16 protein-coding genes and 7 pseudogenes are annotated in these 15571 nt (G+C 58.9%); 10 read left to right on the top strand and 13 right to left on the bottom strand.

Annotated features, from left to right (window positions below; genetic code table 11):
* Nucleotides 1–94: 94 nt before the first annotated feature.
* A pseudogene (locus tag NE852_RS00230) lies at nucleotides 95–241 on the top strand (hypothetical protein); the annotation flags it as partial.
* 220 nt (nucleotides 242–461) lie between these two features.
* Here NE852_RS00230 and NE852_RS00235 read toward each other — a convergent pair.
* Nucleotides 462–1514, bottom strand: coding sequence for a type III polyketide synthase (locus NE852_RS00235; protein ID WP_008534153.1), 1053 nt, complete (start codon nucleotides 1512–1514; stop codon nucleotides 462–464).
* Between the two features lie 270 nt (nucleotides 1515–1784).
* Here NE852_RS00235 and NE852_RS00240 point away from each other — a divergent pair, with 270 nt between their 5' ends.
* The 3 genes from NE852_RS00240 (at nucleotide 1785) to NE852_RS00250 (ending at nucleotide 2589) form a co-directional block, all read left to right on the top strand.
* The gene (locus NE852_RS00240; protein ID WP_008534154.1) at nucleotides 1785–1994 is read left to right on the top strand and encodes a CBS domain-containing protein; all 210 of its coding nucleotides are present in this window, start codon (nucleotides 1785–1787) and stop codon (nucleotides 1992–1994) included.
* A gap of 154 nt (nucleotides 1995–2148) precedes the next feature.
* The gene (locus NE852_RS00245) at nucleotides 2149–2406 is read left to right on the top strand and encodes a BON domain-containing protein (protein ID WP_008534156.1); all 258 of its coding nucleotides are present in this window, start codon (nucleotides 2149–2151) and stop codon (nucleotides 2404–2406) included.
* A 39-nt stretch (nucleotides 2407–2445) separates the two neighbouring features.
* A complete protein-coding gene (locus NE852_RS00250; protein WP_016737394.1) occupies nucleotides 2446–2589 on the top strand; it encodes a hypothetical protein in 144 nt (47 codons plus the stop codon).
* 592 nt (nucleotides 2590–3181) lie between these two features.
* Here NE852_RS00250 and NE852_RS00255 read toward each other — a convergent pair.
* The 7 genes and pseudogenes from NE852_RS00255 to NE852_RS00285 all read right to left on the bottom strand — a co-directional run.
* Nucleotides 3182–3582, bottom strand: a pseudogene (locus NE852_RS00255) (transposase); the annotation flags it as partial.
* A 178-nt stretch (nucleotides 3583–3760) separates the two neighbouring features.
* Nucleotides 3761–4085, bottom strand: a pseudogene (locus NE852_RS00260) (xanthine dehydrogenase family protein molybdopterin-binding subunit); the annotation flags it as partial.
* Nucleotides 4082–4843, bottom strand: a complete 762-nt coding sequence (locus NE852_RS00265; RefSeq protein ID WP_004674371.1) for an N-acyl homoserine lactonase family protein — start codon at nucleotides 4841–4843, stop codon at nucleotides 4082–4084. The pseudogene NE852_RS00260 and the gene NE852_RS00265, both read right to left, overlap by 4 nt.
* A 1-nt stretch (nucleotide 4844) precedes the next feature.
* On the bottom strand, nucleotides 4845–5123 hold the full coding sequence (locus NE852_RS00270; protein ID WP_008534159.1) for a (2Fe-2S)-binding protein: 279 nt from the start codon (nucleotides 5121–5123) through the stop codon (nucleotides 4845–4847).
* 186 nt (nucleotides 5124–5309) lie between these two features.
* Entirely contained in the window at nucleotides 5310–5525 is a 216-nt protein-coding gene (locus NE852_RS00275) for a hypothetical protein (protein WP_308821658.1), read from the bottom strand.
* A gap of 156 nt (nucleotides 5526–5681) precedes the next feature.
* A complete protein-coding gene (locus NE852_RS00280; RefSeq protein ID WP_008534160.1) occupies nucleotides 5682–5945 on the bottom strand; it encodes an FAD binding domain-containing protein in 264 nt (87 codons plus the stop codon).
* Between the two features lie 275 nt (nucleotides 5946–6220).
* A complete protein-coding gene (locus NE852_RS00285; protein WP_237358376.1) occupies nucleotides 6221–6304 on the bottom strand; it encodes a transposase domain-containing protein in 84 nt (27 codons plus the stop codon).
* Between the two features lie 209 nt (nucleotides 6305–6513).
* Between NE852_RS00285 and NE852_RS00290 the strand changes: the two genes are divergently transcribed.
* From NE852_RS00290 to NE852_RS00305, 4 genes and pseudogenes are all read left to right on the top strand, one after another.
* On the top strand, nucleotides 6514–6981 hold the full coding sequence (locus NE852_RS00290) for an avidin/streptavidin family protein (RefSeq protein ID WP_004674376.1): 468 nt from the start codon (nucleotides 6514–6516) through the stop codon (nucleotides 6979–6981).
* Between the two features lie 205 nt (nucleotides 6982–7186).
* Nucleotides 7187–7426, top strand: a pseudogene (gene tnpB, locus NE852_RS32670) (IS66 family insertion sequence element accessory protein TnpB); the annotation flags it as partial.
* A gap of 326 nt (nucleotides 7427–7752) precedes the next feature.
* Nucleotides 7753–8040, top strand: coding sequence for a hypothetical protein (locus tag NE852_RS00300; RefSeq protein ID WP_008534161.1), 288 nt, complete (start codon nucleotides 7753–7755; stop codon nucleotides 8038–8040).
* Nucleotides 8041–8087: 47 nt separating this feature from the next.
* Nucleotides 8088–8755, top strand: a pseudogene (locus NE852_RS00305) (IS66 family transposase zinc-finger binding domain-containing protein); the annotation flags it as partial.
* Between the two features lie 77 nt (nucleotides 8756–8832).
* Here NE852_RS00305 and NE852_RS00310 read toward each other — a convergent pair.
* From NE852_RS00310 to NE852_RS00330, 5 genes are all read right to left on the bottom strand, one after another.
* Nucleotides 8833–9225 (bottom strand): hypothetical protein, encoded by a 393-nt coding sequence (locus tag NE852_RS00310; RefSeq protein ID WP_004674379.1) that lies wholly within the window; start codon nucleotides 9223–9225, stop codon nucleotides 8833–8835.
* A gap of 26 nt (nucleotides 9226–9251) precedes the next feature.
* A complete protein-coding gene (locus tag NE852_RS00315) occupies nucleotides 9252–11201 on the bottom strand; it encodes a multicopper oxidase family protein (protein ID WP_037174857.1) in 1950 nt (649 codons plus the stop codon).
* Between the two features lie 480 nt (nucleotides 11202–11681).
* Nucleotides 11682–11804 carry a hypothetical protein gene (locus NE852_RS00320; RefSeq protein ID WP_009982859.1) on the bottom strand — a complete coding sequence of 41 codons (123 nt, stop codon included), beginning with the start codon at nucleotides 11802–11804 and terminating at the stop codon, nucleotides 11682–11684.
* A 22-nt stretch (nucleotides 11805–11826) separates the two neighbouring features.
* A complete protein-coding gene (locus tag NE852_RS00325; protein WP_008534164.1) occupies nucleotides 11827–12528 on the bottom strand; it encodes a RibD family protein in 702 nt (233 codons plus the stop codon).
* A 31-nt stretch (nucleotides 12529–12559) separates the two neighbouring features.
* Nucleotides 12560–13411, bottom strand: coding sequence for an SDR family oxidoreductase (locus NE852_RS00330; RefSeq protein ID WP_008534165.1), 852 nt, complete (start codon nucleotides 13409–13411; stop codon nucleotides 12560–12562).
* Between the two features lie 467 nt (nucleotides 13412–13878).
* Between NE852_RS00330 and NE852_RS00335 the strand changes: the two are divergent.
* Together NE852_RS00335 and NE852_RS00340 are read left to right on the top strand one after the other, a co-directional pair.
* Nucleotides 13879–14656 (top strand): annotated as a pseudogene (locus tag NE852_RS00335) (SDR family NAD(P)-dependent oxidoreductase).
* 11 nt (nucleotides 14657–14667) lie between these two features.
* Nucleotides 14668–15410 (top strand): annotated as a pseudogene (locus NE852_RS00340) (SDR family oxidoreductase).
* The last annotated feature ends 161 nt before the right edge of the window (nucleotides 15411–15571 follow it).

Here is a 15571-nt window from a genome sequence, read left to right on the forward strand (position 1 = left end):
CGTTGGTTGTAAATCCGCTTTTGTTTGCCGATGCACATTCAGTGCCATGGCTGGATCGCATGGTTCAGATACACGCAGATAGACATCGCGACCGATCGCGCGCGTGCCCGGCCTCGCCGAAAAGGTGCCAGATGTGACGGCAGCCTTGCATGCAAAGCTCGACGAGCACCGGGCGTTCGTGCGGGAGCGTGGAGAAGACTTGCCGGAAATCCAGAATTGGCGCTGGGCACGCTCCTCCTAGTGCGACAGAGGACCGGATTGGGTAGCGACTACCACCAGCCATACTGCCGCAGCTACGCCGGCACGCAAGAGAAAGGATTCGAGTGCGAGGTGGCAACCTCGCCTTCGACTTGGGGTGTCCCACGGCAATCGCAGCCTTTGCAGCGTCAGCTACGTGTTTCGAGTCCTGTTCGTTCTGCAAACGATGCGATCTTAAAACGTCCTGGAGAATGATCGCCGGGTCATGCTGCAGCCGTCAACGAGAGGCAGCTAAGGGTGAAGCCCGGTCCCATCGCCGTCAGGACAGTTCTCCTGGGTAGTCCTTGCGCAAGAAGCTTCTCGAGTACGAACAGCGCGGTTGGCGAGGACATGTTCCCATAGTCCGAGAGAACCTCACGTTCCTGGTCGAGGGTTCCCTGGCTTAGTTTAAGCGCCGATTCCAAGGCGGTGATAACCTTTGATCCACCGGGGTGGCACGCAAACCGGTCAACGTCGGCAGGAGCAAGATCTGATCGGGCGAGTATGGACGTTACGCCCTTCAGCACATGAGTTTCGGCGAACGGTGGTATCGCACGATCGAAGATCACGCCCAGACCCTCCGGATCGACGCTCCATCCCATGATGTCTAGCGTGTCGGGCCACGTATGCTGGCCTGCAAGTTCGACCTCGGCCAGACCGGTCTCACTAGCACGCACCACGCAGGCGGCGGCCCCGTCGCCGAAGAGGGCGGTCGCCACGATGTTCGCCTTCGTAAGCTTGTCCATGCGAAATGCCAACGTGCAGGTCTCGACGGCGACCACCAGCACGACTGAGCCTGGCCGGGATGCCGCCAGCCGTGACCCGATTGAAAGCCCAGAGACTCCGCCGGCACAGCCGAGGCCAAACACGGGAACCCGTTCGACATCGTCCCGGAAGCCCAGTTCTCGGCTTACCCTCGCTTCCAGACTAGGTGTCGCAATACCAGTCGAGGAGACGGTTACGATCGTGTCGACATCGCCTGCTGCAATGCCCGCCGACACGAGAGCCTTGCTGGCGGCGGCGACGAACATTGCACCAGCGCCCTCGATATGAGCGAGGTTTCGTTCGGGCCATCCCGACGTCTCGAGATACCACTCGATCGGCCGGACGGCATAGCGGCGCCGAATTCCCGAGGTTTCGAACACCCTTGCCAGCTTTTCGAAATCGCCAAATCGCGATGAGAACGCGGTGTGCGAGGCTCGCGCCGCGTCACGCTGGTCGATGACATGTGGCGGAACGGCGGTGCCGACGGATACCAGCTTGACGGGTTGCTGCATAAGACTCCTTGCGACGGCGCGGGAAGAATTTGGTACGCCGCGCGAGGACGAGACCGAACCGTAACGCCTCGATCCTCAATAAGTTGCAATGCGGGCGAGCCTGACGCCGCACTTCGTCGGAAGGCTTCAGAGACGACGACGCGTGAAGGATGCCTCCCGCGGCTTCGTGTCTGCCTTGATCCACGTCAATGCGCTCAACAAGTTGGCTCCGTAATTGTCCGATCGAAAAGGAGACAGCGCGATGCTTGCTAGAGACATCATGACGACCCCGTGACGACGCTCGACGAGGGACACAACGTCAGGGAAGCCGTCGAGATCGTCAACGCCAGCAAGATCGGCGCGGTGCCCGTCATCGATGGCGAAGGGCGGCTCACCGGCATCGTCACCGGGGAGACCTGCTGCGCCGGGTGGCGTCATCCTGGGCGAGACGGGCGGTACCGCATACGCGCGACCGCGAAGATGCACTGGCGGACTATGTGAAGGCCCGAAGCTGGCGCGTCAAGGACGTGATGTCGACGCCCGTCGTCAGCGCCGCCCCGAGCGCAACCGCGAGCCAGCTCGCAGAACTCCTGCAGGCCCACGACATCAAACACCGAACGGCAGACTCGCCGGCATAATCAGCCGTCACGACTCGATGCGAGCGCTTCTCGATGTTCGACGGCAGTGTACTGCTTCCGGCGACGAGGCCCTAGGGACGGCCGTTCGTGGCCGCCTGGAAACCGAGTTCGAAATAAGGTTCCCCATCGTCAATGCGACCGTCTCCGACGGGGCAGTGACCCTGAGGGGAGAGGTCGAGACGGAGCTGGAATGCTCGGCGGCCAGGGTGGCGGCGGAAAGCATCCGCGGCGTCGGCGGCGTGGTAAACAACATCACCCTGGATACCGCATGGTGAGCTCTCTCAAACTATGAAATCGTCCCTGGAGTTTCCGTCATGTTTGTCAGGGTCATCGCAGACGCCGTCGTGTCGAGGCTTCTCCTCGTCATCCTGATCCTCATGGTGGGGACGGTCGTGAGCGTCCTACTGGTGAGGCCATCCGACGACTCCCGAACCGGGCGCGTCGAGCGCTCTCTCTGACCCGTGAGTGCGCGATGAACATCTGGCCCTCCAGGATTTAATTGTCCGGCCGCGTCCCGCAAATGGCGCGACGGATTCGATGCTCTCCGAACTATTCGGCTTCATCTGGCTGATGGGAAGGCGTCATCAGGCGTTGGTCGCAGGGCTGTCCCTGGCTCTTTTCGTTATCGGCGCGGCGCCTCTCGAACTCCAGCGCCGGATCGTCAATGAGGCGACCGAGCAAGCGTCATACCGGTCTCTTCTCTTTCTCGTCTCCCTCTATCTCGCGGTCGCAGTGTTGAAGGGCGCGATAAATTCACCTCCAACCTCTAAAGAAGCTGGGTGGGCGAAAAAAGCACGCTTTGGCTCGGGGCGCGCGTTCTGCATCGGGCCGAGACGCCGCCATCGGAATCCACGCTCGAGGGGGTTGAGCTGTCGATCGTCTTTGCGGAAGCGGAACCGGTGGGCAGTTTCGTTGGGACCAGCATCTCCGAGCCGCTACTCCAGATCGGCATCCTTGTCACCGTGGGCGGTTATCTGATCTATCTCCAGCCGCTGATGAGGATGGCCGTCGCAGCCACCTTCGCCCCGCAGATTGCGTTCGTCCCGATGTTAGGCTGCTCACCTGGCTTTTGGAGATGCCGCTCATACCCATGGCCTTGACCAAGTCGTCGACAGAACGAGTCGAGATTCCCTGGATATGCGCTTCCTGGATAACGGCCGTCAGAGCTTTCTCTGCCATGCGGCGCGGTTCAAGGAAGCTCGGAAAGTAGCTGCCTTTGCGCAGCTTCGGAATGCGAAGCTCGACGGTGCCAGCCCGCGTCTCCCGATGTCACGGTAGCCATTGCGTTGTGCGAGCCGCATCGAGTTCTTCACACCGAAGTCTGCACCCGTAGCCGAGCCTACTTCCAGCTCCATCAGCCGATCGGCAGCAAGACCGATCATCTCACGCAACAAATCTGCATCGGCACTCTTCTCAACAAGGGAGCGCACGTTCATCATGTCATTGGTCATCGGTGATCTTTCCGTCAGGTTGGTCTTGAACAACCCGACCCTAGCGGAAAAACACTGATGGCCGCCCGCAAAGCCGGTCACCCGCTACAGCGCAACGAGAAGCGCGCGGGCGCTCGGCTTTACTCCCTACCGTCACCTACGCCACGTACTGGGACACGATCCGATAGAACGGCCACCTTTTCCCGCGTGCAAGTGGCCATATGGGGGTGGCGTAATAACCAGGCATACGCGAGGTCGGTATGGCAGGTTTGATCTCTCCTTCCAGGTCGCTCGCGTTATAGATCGCGACGACGCCGGGCACCGAGAACGCATCGCCGACATCGATGTTCAGGATTCGGGCATGTGGCTGGTCGGAGCGTCGCAATGCGATATGCAACATACCGCGGCGCCATGTCATCGACATACTGACCAACACCCGTCAGCAGACGTGGATCTTCGGTGCGCTTGTCCCGCTTGCCGACAAGTTTGGGCCGCAGCTCGACGGAATGGTCCTGCTGGCTCATTCGTAGAACTCCACACCCTTTCGCAACTCTTGCCATTGCGCGTCGTCGTGGCCGAAAATGATAGAAGCTCCCCGCTCCCGAAGAGCTTTCAGGCGAGCGAGTGCCTCTGCGGCGAGTTCGATGTTCCAAGTATTTCTCGGAGCGATACCGGTGTCGACGCTCGCCTGGAGCGGGGCAGCATCTGAAGCGAGTATAAATGAACCATCTTTTTCCAGCTCGACACGGGCGACGGTCATTCCGGGGGTATGACCCGGCATGGGCAGCAAGACGATGCGCCCGTCGCCAAAGACGTCATGCTCGGCATTGAAGGTCTGGAAACCCTGGGGCTGGTCCCATTCTCCTCGAAGATAGCCTTGATTTTCTGCACCGCTTGCCGTGGCGGCCTGCGCCTCCGCTTCGTGGCAGAGGATCGTTGCGCGCCGAAAGTACGCGTTGCAGCCGCAATGATCGGGATGCAGATGTGAACAGATCACAACATCTATGTCCTCGGGATCGAGAGCAAGAGTCTTCAACTGATGAACGACCGTCCGCTCTGGCGAAAAGATCGGGGTCATAACCTTGCTTAACCCACCCCATCGCGCGCCTGGATCGATGGCGGCCTCTGGATTGCATCCGCTATCGAACAGCGCGTTGCCTTGGGGATGGCGCATCAGGGTGGCGTGAACCGGCAATTCAATCGCTTCTTCCTTCAGCGCCCCAGGGACGTAGATGGACCGGCGCATACGAAGGCGGCCGGCCTCGAGAAAATGCATCTTCATCTTAAGGTCCTCTCTTGCTAGCCAGTTCGCGGACGGCGTTGACGATGTTTTCATAGCCCGTACAACGACAGATGTTTCCTGAGAGCGCTTCCCTGATCTTATCATCGGTTTCCAGCGGATGGTGGCGAAGAAGGTCGATGATCGCCAACGATGAAACTGGGCCTACAAATTCGCATTGCAGGCCATGATGCTGGCGGAACGCTTCTTGGATTCGTCCGAGTATCGACGCTTCCCTGGCCATGGTTTCGATTTCGCTCCCGTCTGCCTGCACTGCAAGCATCAGACAGGAGCGTGCGCTCCTTCCATCGAGAATGACGGTGCAGGCACCGCAAACGCCATGTTCGCACCCGACATGGGTTCCGGTCAGGCAAAGGATCCTGGCGCAGGAAGTGGCTCAGCAGCGTTCGTGCTTCGATCGTGCGCGTCATATACGCTTCGTTGACGCTGACGGTGATCGTCTTCTCACTCATCTTGCTTGAAGCCTTTCGTGGTTCGCGCGGCTCCAGGCGGCGCGAAGGGCCCGTTTGGCAAGGACGCCTGAGAGATGCCTGCGGTAATCTGCAGAGGCATGGATATCCGTGTTGGGCGTGAGGATTCCAGCCAGGCGATCCGCCACCGTATCGAGAGCCGGCTCGGAAACATCCGTCCTCGATGATCTCTTCAAGCCGCAGCGGGGTTTCACCAACGCCCATCATGCCAACGCGAACGTCAGACGCCCTGCCATCTACACAATGCAGCGTCGTCGCAAAGCAAGCGAGTGCGAAGTCCCCGTGGCGTTTTGCAAACTCCTCAAATCCCCATCCGGCATCCGGTCTCATCGCGTCGAGCTCGACGCGAATTACAAACTCGTCCGGTTCCAACGAGTTGACCAGCGATCCGACAAAAAATCGGCTGCAGGTATTTCGCGTCTGCCGCGCTGAGAGGAGGCGATGACCGTCCCACCGAGGAACCGTGTCATCATCGGCATCTCGGTCGCTGGATCCGCATGCGCGACGCTGCCGCCGAAGGTGCCGCGGTTGCGCACGGTCATATGGGTGACGTGATGCATCGCCTCATGCACGATCGGCAAGTGTTGGCGGATGATCGGGTCTGTCGCGGTCATGTGATGGCGTACCGTCGGCGCCGATTCTCACCCGATCTCCGTGCAGTTCGATCCGATCTCCATGAACCGACGTTACTACGCGCGGCGCCCAAAATCCCGCGGCCCTGCTCGGATGGATACGATCTCTCTGAGCAGTTCGAGGTTCTCGCCGGTCATGGTGGCCACGTCTTCGATCGTGCAGATATGCATCGAACGAGCCATCAGGCGGCCTTTTGCGCAGTGGAGACCGTCGGAAGCATATTCCACGGCAACAGGTCTTCAAGCCTATCTACCGGTTAATCTTTGATCTGGGTTAGGACGTCCGTGAGGTAGCTCTCGGGGTTGCGGCCATGCAGTTTGTCCGTTCCAATGATGGTCAAATATTAGCGTTGCGCTATCCCGTTCGTAATTTGCATCGTGTAAGTCTTCACTCCTGATGCTCGTTCTCGGGCCGCGCCACGCAACGCGCGGCCCGTCTTTCGGTTTTCTCAACCCGGGAAATTGCTACTCGGATTGATTGATTATTACGAGTTTATATGCAACCTTCGGTACGATCGCCGACGGTCGGCGCACATCAGGAGGAAAAACCATGATCCGTACTAATGCAGTTGCAGCACTTGTGTTTGCTGTAGCAACCTCAGCTCTTGCTTTCGATGCAAGCAACTTCAAGGATTTTTCAAGCATCGCATCGGCTTCCAGCAGTTGGCAGAACCAGTCCGGCTCGACGATGATCATTCAAGTCGACTCGTTCGGAAATGTCTCCGGCCAATATGTAAACAGAGCCCAGGGCACCGGATGCCAGAACTCGCCCTATCCGCTAACAGGAAGGGTAAACGGGACGTTCATCGCATTTTCGGTCGGCTGGAACAATTCGACGGAGAACTGCAATTCCGCAACCGGATGGACCGGCTACGCACAGGTCAACGGCAACAACACTGAGATAGTCACGAGCTGGAACCTCGCTTACGAAGGCGGCTCCGGTCCGGCCATTGAGCAAGGACAAGACACTTTCCAGTACGTGCCGACGACTGAGAACAAAAGCCTCTTGAAGGATTAATCTCCTCTGCCCTGCCGGCGCTGGCCCGTCAGAGATTGTGGAGCAAGAATTCATCGAATATGGCCAAAGGCTTAGACGAAGCTGCTTTCCCTGCCGAATAAAAGCGCCGCGTGCTCGTCCGCGCGGCGCAAATCCTTATTTGATGAGTTCAATGCGGCCAAAACTTTCCGGACAAAAGTAAGCATCCGAGGATGCGCCGCCTTGGGGCAAACGCGGCGATCTGATCAAGGTCGTTTGGCACGATGGCCAGGGGGCCTGCCTGTTCACGAAAAAATTGGAGCGAGGAAGGTTTATCTAGCGTGACGGCCAGGGCGCTTGTCTGTTCACGAAGAAGCTGGAGCGCGGCCGCTTCATCTGGCCGTCAGCCGCTGACGGCACGGTGGTGATCACACCGGCGCAGCTCGGTTATCTGCTCGAAGGTCTACAGAAATATCCCTGCTTGTGAGTCTGACGAATCATCACCGGACAAGATCGAGGTGCTGGATCCGAGCCATCCGTTATTTGGACGCTCCTTTAATGTGATGCGTGAGGTGGGACGTAGAGGCGGCAACTTCGCGCCGTCGTATGAGGTTGAACATCGTGGTGGATCGACCTTGCTGATACCCGTGTCTGCGACACAGGGATATGTCGAAGCCTGAAATACTGACGCGCGAAGGACACCATTCGCCCAATTGTGAGGAGAAGGTTTTGCCAATCACTGTGCAACGCCTCCGCCTTGCAGCGGGCATCTAGGTAAAGGCACAGCGCAACAGATGGACACACGAACCTAGTTTGCTCAGCGCCGTACAACTTGCCGCCAGGCTCGATATTCCCGTCAATTGGATTTACGTTCAAATCAGGCGGAAGCGCCTGCTCATCGACCAGCAATCAACCGGAGCATATTTGTTCCAAAATTCCCCAGCGGTCGTCAACGCGGTTCGCGACCTTCGCAACCGTACCATTCATCAACTCGATCTGAGAATCATTCAGCCTCACCAGGAGGGGCATCAACATGCGTTGTCGCTGGAGGGAATTGACTGGCGCGCACGGCAGGAAACCTGGCGCCCCAGCCGGGTTTGACTCAATTTTTGCATTGAAATTGTTGATAAATCTGATTCAATGTCGTTATGACATTGCCGCCGCTTACCCTGCCATCGGACCTTGCCAGCGCTCATCCGGCGCTGCTGGCCGAACGTGCTGCGCGGCTGCAAGCTGAGGCGGACGCGGCCAACGCGAAGGCGCGGCTGTCGAGCATTGAGGCGCTCAACGTGCATTTGCAGTTGCTGACCGGCAAGCTGGAGCGCGAGAAGCACGGGCCGCGCCGCGAGCGCACGCAGCGGCTGATCGATCAGTTGGAATTTGCAGCTCGAAGAGCTCGTGGCGTAGGCCGCCGAGGACGAACTGAGCGTCCAAGAGGCCGCGGCCAGAACGCAGTCCGTGCGCGCCTTCGCCCGCAAGCGTCCAGTGCGCAAGGCGTGGCCCAAAGACGTCGAGCGCGCACGCATCGTCATCGAAGCGCCGACGGCATGTGCCTGCTGTGGCGGCTCGCGGCTGTCGAAGCTGGGCGAGGATGTGACGGAAACGCTGGAGGATATCCCGCGCCGATTCAAGGTGATCGAGACGGTGCGCGAGAAATTTACCTGCCGCGATTGCGAGGCGATCAGTCAGGCTCCCGCACCGTTCCATGCGACGCCCGCGCGGCTTCATCGGCCCTCAGTTGCTGGCGACGATCGTGTTCGACAAGTTCGGGCAGCACATCCCGCTGAACCGCCAGAGCACGCGGTTCAAATGTGAGGCATCGGTCCGTCGACCTAGACCCTGGCCGGTGAATGTTGATCCGAATGTCTTCGAGCTGCGGCAAATGCTGGAGCATCACTGTCGCACGGCATACCAGGAGGCAACGTAGCCGGCTGCGGCGACCCCATGCGAATGCGGGACGTCGCGGACGATGCTACCGACAATGGCGTCCCTTTGATCGACGCCATTCGGCCAGTTCGGCACGATGTAGCCGCGATAGCTGTAGATCCAGGTCTCGCCGGCCACATCGCCCTTTCCAGTGAATTGCAGCTCGACAGGGTCTCCCGGACGCACCGTACCGGTCAATTCCAGCGACCACCCGGGCCCACCAATGGTTCCGCCGACCTTGCGCCGAGCCAACTCGGTCAGCACCAGCGTTCCCTGGCCAAATTCCAGTGCATTGAAATCAACCGATAAATCGGGATTGTTGATCAGGCTGCGATAACTCCAAGTGCCAGTGAAGCTCATAGTTCCTCCCAATGGCGATCGACGCCCTAATGATGGCCGGAAACGGTGCCACCCTGGCCGTCCGGCAGGGTGATCCTGATGTTCTGCATCATGCCCTGGTCCTCATGATCGAGGATGTGGCAATGCAGAACGAACTCGCCGATATAGCGCTGGTAGTGCGTCCGCACGGTGATCGTGTAACGCGCCGACGGATCGGTGCCGGGATTCTTGATCCACAGCGTGTCCTTCCAGACATTTTTCAAGCCTGGATATTGCGGATCGCCGTCGTCATCGGCGCCAAGCGCGCTGACATCGTTGCCGGCCGCATCGACAATTTTGATGATCTGAAACGGATTGACATGGATATGGAATGGGTGGCTGACGAAATCCGAGCGGAGCGTCCATTCGTCGACTCCGCTCAGCGGCAACATCCGGTCGATGCGGTTGGGATCATAAGGTTTGCCGTCAACCTCGAAGAAGGTGGCACCCGGCTGTTTCACATCGATGTTAAACACCAGTTGCTGCTCGCCGGTGACCTCGCCCGCGTCGATGTCCGGATGGGGAATAAAGCTTGAGAGCGACATCTCGTTCTTGAGGTCATCGATAACCTTGCCGGCGACATTCTGTGACATCGTGCGCTCAGCCGCCGAAATCAGCCAATCCTGAAGATAGGTGCCGATCTCGCCATTGACGGCATGGCCGCCTACTGCAGTGACTATGCCGAGAAGCCGTCGGCTTGGAGCCTCCTGGTTGACGCTGGCCGCTGCCGGTGCGGCGCCATCGATGATGCAGTAGTCACCCGCTCCTGGCAACACCACCAGCGCGTCAACGCGGTAGCCCGGTTGCAGGATCGCTTGCTGCCGCATCTGCACCTGCGCCATTGTCAGCCCGTCCTGGGCCACCACCCCATACGGAATAGTATCCTTGCCGCAATTCTGGTCGATCCATCTGTCGGTGTCCGCTGCCGCAAGCGTGCGGAACGCGGTCGTCCCGGTCTTGCGCCGGATTTCGAAATTGATGGTGTCGCGAACCCCGGCGTGTATCATCCGCCACCGCTCGACCGAGCCAGCCTCCGCTGATGCCAACTGACCAAGCACCTGGCCGTTGACGCTGGTGAAGCGGCCCGAAGCCGGCCAACTGCCAGGTCCGAACTGATCGTAGCTTTCGATGCCGCCCACCTGTCCTGGCTGGCAATCATAAGTGATGTCGCCATTGTTATCGGTGCAAGCATATTGAATCTGCTGTAGCACCAAAACCCGTTCGGCGATATCGGAGCCGCCCGGCTGCTTCAATAGGCGGTCTATATCGCCAGTCTCGGTCGGTGTCGGCATGCGATCGCCACGGATGATCAACGCCCCGGACATGCCACTCGACACCTGCAATGCGGTTGATCCGTGTAGGTGTGGGTGATACCAGAAGGTGCCGGCGGGATGCTCAACGGCGATGTTGTATTCATATTGGAACGAAACGCCGGGACGGATTGAGATCAGCACATTATCGCCATTGCCAGACGGATTTACCCAGAGACCGTGCGAATGCAGGTTGGTACCGTTGAAGCAATGGGGGGTATTGGCACTGCCACCGCCGATGCCGCAGGTGGAATCCTGAGGGAACAGGTTGTGAAGCGTTACCCGCACCGTCTGACCGGGCCGTAGATCGATGGTCGGTCCAACCAATGGCGTGTCGGCACCGGATAAGCCGGTCTGGCGGGCGTCTTGATAGCCGCGCAGTTTAACGTGGTCGTAGCGCGCCGTGGCCGGATTGTAGATCTGTCGGTCGAGATAGGTAGCGTTCATATCGAGCAGAACCTCGCCCGGAAATGTCTCCCGGCTTTGTTCGAAGGTTTTCAGCATCCCCTGGGATTTTGTGATAGGTTGCAGCATATAGGCCAGGGGGTTAGTCACGGCCCTGGCCTCTTGAGCGACTGCGAATAGCGCATGGGTGACCGAAAAAACGCTCGCCATACCGAAGATCGCAATTTTGTCAGACACAGACAAACAACCCTCCCAAACCTCTGCCCGGAGTTTTGTTCTCCCCGGGTCGAACCGCATCCACAAAGTTCTACTGCGTCACCATGCGTTCACCTGCAATTCGACTTTGACTCGCGCGCTTTCTCGGGAGAAGACAGCTGCCGCCGCGCGACGAGAAAGTTTCAAGACTCATGCCACTCTGGCCGGATCGAGCCTCAGAAGGAATCTTGTGCCTATGCTTCAAGGACTTCCACGAGAGCGCGGTAGGAAGTCGGGCGGAACAGCACCATGGCGCGCACCTGACAAACCTGACAGCAGGTGTAGTAGGCCCGACATTTTTGTGGGGAGCATCGTTACGTGCGGCAATACGCGTCTCACCTTGTTTGTTTGTCGAGCTGCACTCGAGCAACGCCTTGACGCTCATATCGCGGTCACCGCCGCGGGCATTAATGTCGGCGTCACATACCGTTCATCACACCGCCTAATCGGAGAGACACCACGGGCAGACTACGCCAGTTCTTCCGGCTCTCTGCGCTGCGCGATGATCTCGAAACAAGGTTGCTTGCTCAGGAGTATCGCGCCCTGCTCCTCGACGATCATTTCGACGACGGCAGGAGGGAGCCCTTCCACAATCTTCTCCTATGGACGTCTCTTATGGACGTCCAACGCGATATCTCAGATGCACGGAGCCGAGGCCAGCGGCTTCGGCGCTGATAAACGTGAGCCTCGCCCTGCCGGCAAGCCCATCCTCGCCGCCCTCGAATATGGCCGGTGTATTCGACTTGCCTCCGATCGCAGGGAAGATGACCAGGCTGACCTCGTCAACAAGACCCGCCTTCAAGAAATGGCCATTGGTTTGCGCCCCGCCTTCCAGCATCAAGCGCTTCACACCGAACTCGGTTCCAAGAAGGTCAAGCGCGTTTTTCAGATCGACGCCATCTTTCTCCGAGACGATATAGGAAACGCCAGCCTGGGTGAGGCCCGCCAGGTAAGCATCATCCACGTCAGATCCTGTCAGGACCACAAGGTGAGCTCCGTCAATGTCGCTCTTGTCCCAGCGTAGCCGACCGTCCTTATCCACGATGACAGCGAACTCGCCGGCGTCCGGGTTGGCGATATGGATCGGTCGCGCGGCTGTGCCGGTTGCTTGATAGGGGCGGTCGACGGCGTCCGCGAACTCTTCTCCCGTCGCTCTTCCCGAAAGCCAGGCGTCGGCACCGATCTTCTCATGCAGGCCGTCATAGATCTTCACGAGCTCATCGACCGAATGGCCGGTTGCCTCGGCCCAATCATTGACGATCAATCGGCCATCCAGCGGCGACATCATGTGACAGATTACATAGGGTCTGGGCATTGGATTACTCTCCTCTACAAACATTCCACCGTCAGTGACCTGCCTTCAACCAGGCTGCGAATTTATCCATCCAGTCGGGGTGCCAGCGTGAAAGCGCCGGCCGGTTCAGGATCATGTCGTCGGCCGCCCAGCGGATCCTTCTGGCATCGATCGCAGACGTAACCGCGTTATCCGGACAGATGATGTAAAAATTCTCGTCGAGCAGACGGACCAGGAAGTATTCCACCAGTTGCTCTGCGGTCCATGCCTCATCGGGTTTCGCAATGCCCTGCGGCTTGAGTGCGATGTTCATGGGTGTCCACGTGTAGCCAGGGACGAGGAGATGAGCCGAAACACGACCTCCCGTCTCCTTCAGAAGCTCGTGCGACAGCTGTTCGGTCAGGACTTTGACAGCTGCCTTCGCCACCGAATATGCGGCGTTACCTGGAGGAGTCGTAATACCTTCCTTGGAGCCGAGGTTGACAACGGCCGACTGGCGACCGGCTTCGATCATGTAGGGCACGAAGACGTGTTGCGCGGCCTGAACACCTCGGAAGTTTACATCGATCTGGCGTCGCCACTTTGCAGGATTGTCCCAAGGGCCGGCTCCTTGCGTTATGCCCGCGTTGTTTACTAGAACGGCCACGTCGCCAAACCGCGAAATCGTTTCGTCCCGCAACCTGGTCAGTGCCGACAAATCTGATACGTCGCCGCTCACGATCAGGATGTCCGTGTCGAGTGTCGAAGTAACATCCTCAAGTGCGTCGGCGTCGAGATCCAGCAGCGCGAGCTTCATGCCGCGGGCCGCGAGAGCCCTCGCGATTGCCAAGCCGATGCCCTTCGCAGCTCCCGTGATGACCGCAACGCGGCCAGGAGCAACGACGCTGTTCATTCTCTCGCTCATTTTTTGTCTTTCCCGTCATTGGACCGTCACCGCTGGAAGGTGTGCCGGACAAGCCGTCGCCGTGGAATTTTTCTCCGAGAAGCGTGCCGGCCGATGGCACCAGCGCAGAGAAGTCCATCAACGCTACTCGGGCGCTTGGGTCGTCGGATCATATCCGCGGGCTGCGAACGACCGTTCGATCGCACTATAAGAATAGGGTAGCGCGACGGCTACTTGAAGTGAGCGGGATCGCACGCACCGATGAGCCGTGTTCACTCAAGGGCCTTCGTGACGTAGGGAATGCCTGGCCAGTTCGACCGCGGACGGGACCAAAAAGGTAACGCACTCCTGGTCCCTGCCAGATCGGTGGATGATTTTCACTCACCGCCCCGATCAATTTTGCTCATGTAACCAATCGGCTCCACGGGCATTTGGTCACCAGCGCCTCGAGACGATCGTGGTGCTGACCAAACCAAAGGAGTGAAATCATGACAGGGAATAAACCACTCGCAATGATCACGGGCGGCTCATCTGGAATAGGCTTCGAGCTTGCCAAACAATTCGCCAAGAATGGATTCGATGTCGCCATTTCAGGCTCAAGCGACAAGGTGAACGAGGCCGCCGATGCGCTACGAAGCCTTGATGCCGAAGCATATCCGTTCAAAGCGGATGCCTCGACGTACGATGGCGTCGAGAGGTTCTGGACCTTTACGCACGGGCTGGGGCGCCCCTTGGAAGCCGCGGCTCTGAACGTCGGTATCGGTATTGGCGGCGCCTTTGTCGATAACGATCTCGAGGATGAGCTTCGCCTGCTTGCGATCAATGTAACCGGGACCGTCCATATGGCCAAACGCGTCGTCCAACATATGGTCAAGAACGGCCGCGGCAGGATTCTCATAACCTCCTCGGTTTCGGCGACCCTGCCCACGCCATACGAAACCGTTTACGGCCCGTCGAAGGCATTTGGTTATATGTTCGCGTCTGCGCGAGGAGTTGCGCTCGACCGGGGTCACGGTGACGGCACTCCTTCCGGGCGCCACCAACAGCGACTTCCACGCGAACGCTGGAATGGGCGGTACGAAGCTCGGTGGCCAACAAAAAAACGACAAGACGCTCGTCGCCCAGCAGGGGTTCGAGGCTCTCATGAACGGCATCGACCATATCGTCGGCGGAGATCAGGAAACCAAGCGCCAGGTGTTGGAAAACCGGACGACCCCCGAGCCCGTCAAAGCCGCGCGGCAAGCCGAATTGACCCAACCGCAGTGAAGGAGCACGTCATGTCACATCTGAAAAACAAGGTCGCCATCGTCACAGGGGCTTCCTCGGGCATTGGAGCGGCGACCGCCAGAGGATTGGCGGAAAAAGGTGCGCGCGTCGTCCTTGCCGGCCGCAATGAGGAACGCCTCAGTCAGATCGTCGAAGACATCACCGGTTCGGGAGGTATTGCCAGCTACAAGGTTGCTGATGCCACGGATTTTGAGAGTACCAAGGCCCTCGTCGCGTTCGCCACAACGACGTACGGCCCGGTCGATATATTGGTCAACAATGCCGGCCTCATGCTCTTTTCCTATTGGAAGGATGCCGCCGTCGGCGATTGGAACAAGATGATCGATACCAATCTGCGTGGCTATCTGCATGCGATCGCCGCGGTGCTGCCGTCGATGTTGGAGCGCCGGTCCGGCCGCATCCTGAATATGAGCTCTATCGCCGGCGTTCATGTCGGCGAGGCGGCAGGGGTTTACGGAGCCACGAAGTTCTTCATACGCGGTATTACCGAAAGCCTCAGGAAGGAGGTGGGCGTGGGTAGCGGGATCCAAGTGTCTATGATCAGCCCTGGCGTGATCGATACCGGCTGGGCCGACAAGGTTCATGACGAGACGGGCAGAAAGATCGCCGGAGAGCTCAACAAGCAGGGTATTCCGCCGTCGTCGGTGGCTGAAGCCGTGGTCTATGCACTAGACCAGCCCCCGGAGATCACGATCAACGACATTTCGTCCATCCAACCCGGCAGGACTGGTAGCCCGCGTTTTCGAGAGCTCAGAACTAGAACCTCCGGGACTGTTAGACCGCCTCGCGGAACCAACCGGTGCCGTCTCTCGTGGCTGTGGACACGAAGATCTTCATTGCATGACGATCTAATCCCGGACGTTTTCGTTTTTCAGCGACCGGGCCATCTCCGCC

This window comes from Rhizobium sp. Pop5 (assembly GCF_024721175.1).
Classification (GTDB): domain Bacteria; phylum Pseudomonadota; class Alphaproteobacteria; order Rhizobiales; family Rhizobiaceae; genus Rhizobium.